We start from the raw sequence: 2,471 nt of genomic DNA, 5'->3' as shown, positions 1-2,471 counted from the left end.
TGTTTGTGTCAAGCTCGGGCTTTCAATTGAGGCAGCGGTTCTTTTCACACGTGGCAAGGAAAGGTTTCAGGTTTGGCAAAGGCGTGCCTCTTTCTCTCTTTGGCTTTGCCTCTTAGCCCCTTCGGGCCATAGGCGAGGCCTCCATCCTCTTCGTCGGCCCCTCGAACACGACCAGGTGGCCGTAGTGGACGATTCGGTCGATCATGGCAGCCGCCATCTGGTCGTCGGTCAGGATCTTTCCCCACCTGCTGAACTCAAGATTCGTGGTCACGATAAGGCTTCTCCTCTCGTAGCACTTGTTCACCACCTGGTACAGGAGCTTGGCGCCATCTTGGTTTATGGGAAGGTACCCAAGCTCGTCCAGTATCACCAGATCGGCCCTCTCGACCTCTTTGAACACCTTCTCCAAGGTTCCCTCGGCTTCGGCCTTGGTCATCCTCACGACGAGGTCTGCGATCGTCGTGAACATCACCGTCATCCCCATGGCGCAGGCTGCGGTTCCGCACGCTATGGCCATGTGGGTCTTGCCGTTCCCCACGCCGCCGTACAGGACGAGGTTCTGCTTGTCTGCAATGAACCTGCAGCTCTCGATGCCCCCGCGTCCGATCTCCTCCGGCACCTTTACCCTCGACCAGTCGTACCCTTCGAAGGTCTTGGGGACCGGGAACTTGGCCCGTTTCAGCAGCCGCCCCCTCCTGCTCTCCTCTCTCCAGGAGAGCTCCTCCTCGAACATGCCTGCCAAGAACCTGAGCTCTGCGGCCGTCGACTCCGACGCGTACTTCTCCGCAGTGTGGTTGGATAGCATCACGGCCCTGAACCCTCTTCTCACCGCGCTCTCCAGGTCGCCTCGCGCGCTCATGCGGCGTCACCTCCGAGCATCCTGTCGTAGACAGTGAGATCCGGGCCGACGTCGGGCTCCGTCCCAAGGCCGAACCCGCCCATCCTCGCGAGCATCATCTCCACGTCGGAGGGCCTGGCTCTCCCCGTTGAGGCCAGCACCTCGGAGATAGCGGCGCCGACGTCCTCGACCGAGCTCTCCCTGCACCACCTGCGCATGCACACGATCAGGTCCTTTCTGGCAGCCGACTCCAGCGCGTCCACATGGGCCCTCACGTCTGCGGGCATGGCGGCCCTGACCGCCGAGTTGCGCCATGCGCCGGGCTTCCTCACCAGCAACGCCAGCTGGGACACGGCCTCCGGCCCGTTCTTCGCGGCCCCGAACCTCCTCGCGTGCTCCGCCACGATCTCGCCCGCGGCGTCCGCGAACGCGACGGTGTGGGCGCCGTACACGGCGGTGACGGTGCCGGAAGCCTGCCTGTGGCCCACATGGTAGCGGTGGCCGCCGTCGACGGTGGCGTCGCCGCGCTTGTCCACCGACACGCCGGTGACGAATCGCATGCAGCTGAAGGGCTTGGCGGGCAGGGGCGGCATCGCCGACCTGTCCCTCTCGAACAGCTCCGACCATGTCAGCCCCTTCTCGTAGTGGCGGTTCGAACCCGAGCCCGAGCAGCGGCTGAGCAGCTCCGCGTTGAACAGCTCGATGTCGTCGACGCTGGGCGCAGGCGTGAACAGATGCTGGCGACACCAGTAGACCTTTCGCTCCACATTGCCCTTCTCGTTGCCGGCGCGGGGGTTGGCGTAGGTCGCCTCGAACCCGTAATGGGCCTTCATCCGGCGGAAGAGGTCCGCCTCGGTCACGCTTTGCCCGCGGCGCCTGCCGGCGCCCGTGGCGTTGTCGAAGACGATGCGGGTGGGAACGCAGCCGATGTGCTCGAAGATGTCGCGGAGGCCCTGGCACACGCACTCGCTGGTCTCGCCCGCGAAGAGCTGGCAGAAGCCCATGTTGGAGAAGGGGAAGCTGAGCACCAGGAAGTGCATCCTCACGCGCTCTCCCCCGGCCAGCACGTCGACGTCGCCGAAGTCGGCCTGCGCCTCCCCCGGCGCCCAGACAAGCTCCATATAGCAGTCGGACGCCGCGGATATCTCGGCCTTGCGCCTCCTCACGTAGTTCTTGACGGTTCCGTAGCCGCCGTCGTAGGCGGTCTCGTCCAGCAAGCGCTCGTATATGCGCTTTGCGCTGTGTCGCTGCTTGCGCCATACGCGCTGGTCGCCGAGCAGGATCTCGTCGACGAAGGGCTTGTAAGGGTCAAGGATCGACGGGCGCGATTGCAGGCTCGGGGCCTGCGGCGAGAAATCGTCCATCGCGATGTACTTGCGGATCGTCGGTTGGGATATCCCCGTCCTGCGCTGTATCTCCGCATTGGAGAGGCCCCTTCTCGACATCTCTCGTATACTTTCGATCATTGGCATGCTGATCATCCTTCCTGCCTCCTGTGCAATTGTCAGTTGGTAGCTGCAATTGCAACGGTAGGCCTAGCTGGTCGGCATGCCTTTGCCTTTTCTGAAATTTTTCGTTTCCGTAGATGAAAAGAATGGGTGCCGCACTAGCAACAATCAGATTGCCCTAAACA

General features: G+C 63.1%; 2 protein-coding genes. Both read right to left on the bottom strand.

From position 1 onward, the window contains the following. Positions 1-112: 112 nt before the first annotated feature. Positions 113-859 carry an IS21-like element helper ATPase IstB gene (gene istB / locus ACTQ05_RS09365; RefSeq protein ID WP_304202432.1) on the bottom strand — a complete coding sequence of 249 codons (747 nt, stop codon included), beginning with the start codon at positions 857-859 and terminating at the stop codon, positions 113-115. After that, positions 856-2,310 (bottom strand): IS21 family transposase, encoded by a 1,455-nt coding sequence (gene istA, locus ACTQ05_RS09360; protein ID WP_304202435.1) that lies wholly within the window; start codon positions 2,308-2,310, stop codon positions 856-858. Before istA ends, istB begins: the two co-directional genes overlap by 4 nt. Positions 2,311-2,471 lie beyond the last annotated feature (161 nt).

It is taken from the genome of Collinsella sp. LCP21S3_A9, from assembly GCF_052118785.1.
Classification (GTDB): domain Bacteria; phylum Actinomycetota; class Coriobacteriia; order Coriobacteriales; family Coriobacteriaceae; genus Collinsella.
This window is presented reverse-complemented; position numbering and strand designations above follow the sequence as displayed.

Bases quoted from the DNA above. Each gene is read 5' to 3' on its own strand.
- istA (WP_304202435.1), bottom strand. From the start codon at position 2,310: ATGCCAATGATCGAAAGTATACGAGAGATGTCGAGAAGGGGCCTCTCC.
- istB (WP_304202432.1), bottom strand. From the start codon at position 859: ATGAGCGCGCGAGGCGACCTGGAGAGCGCGGTGAGAAGAGGGTTCAGG.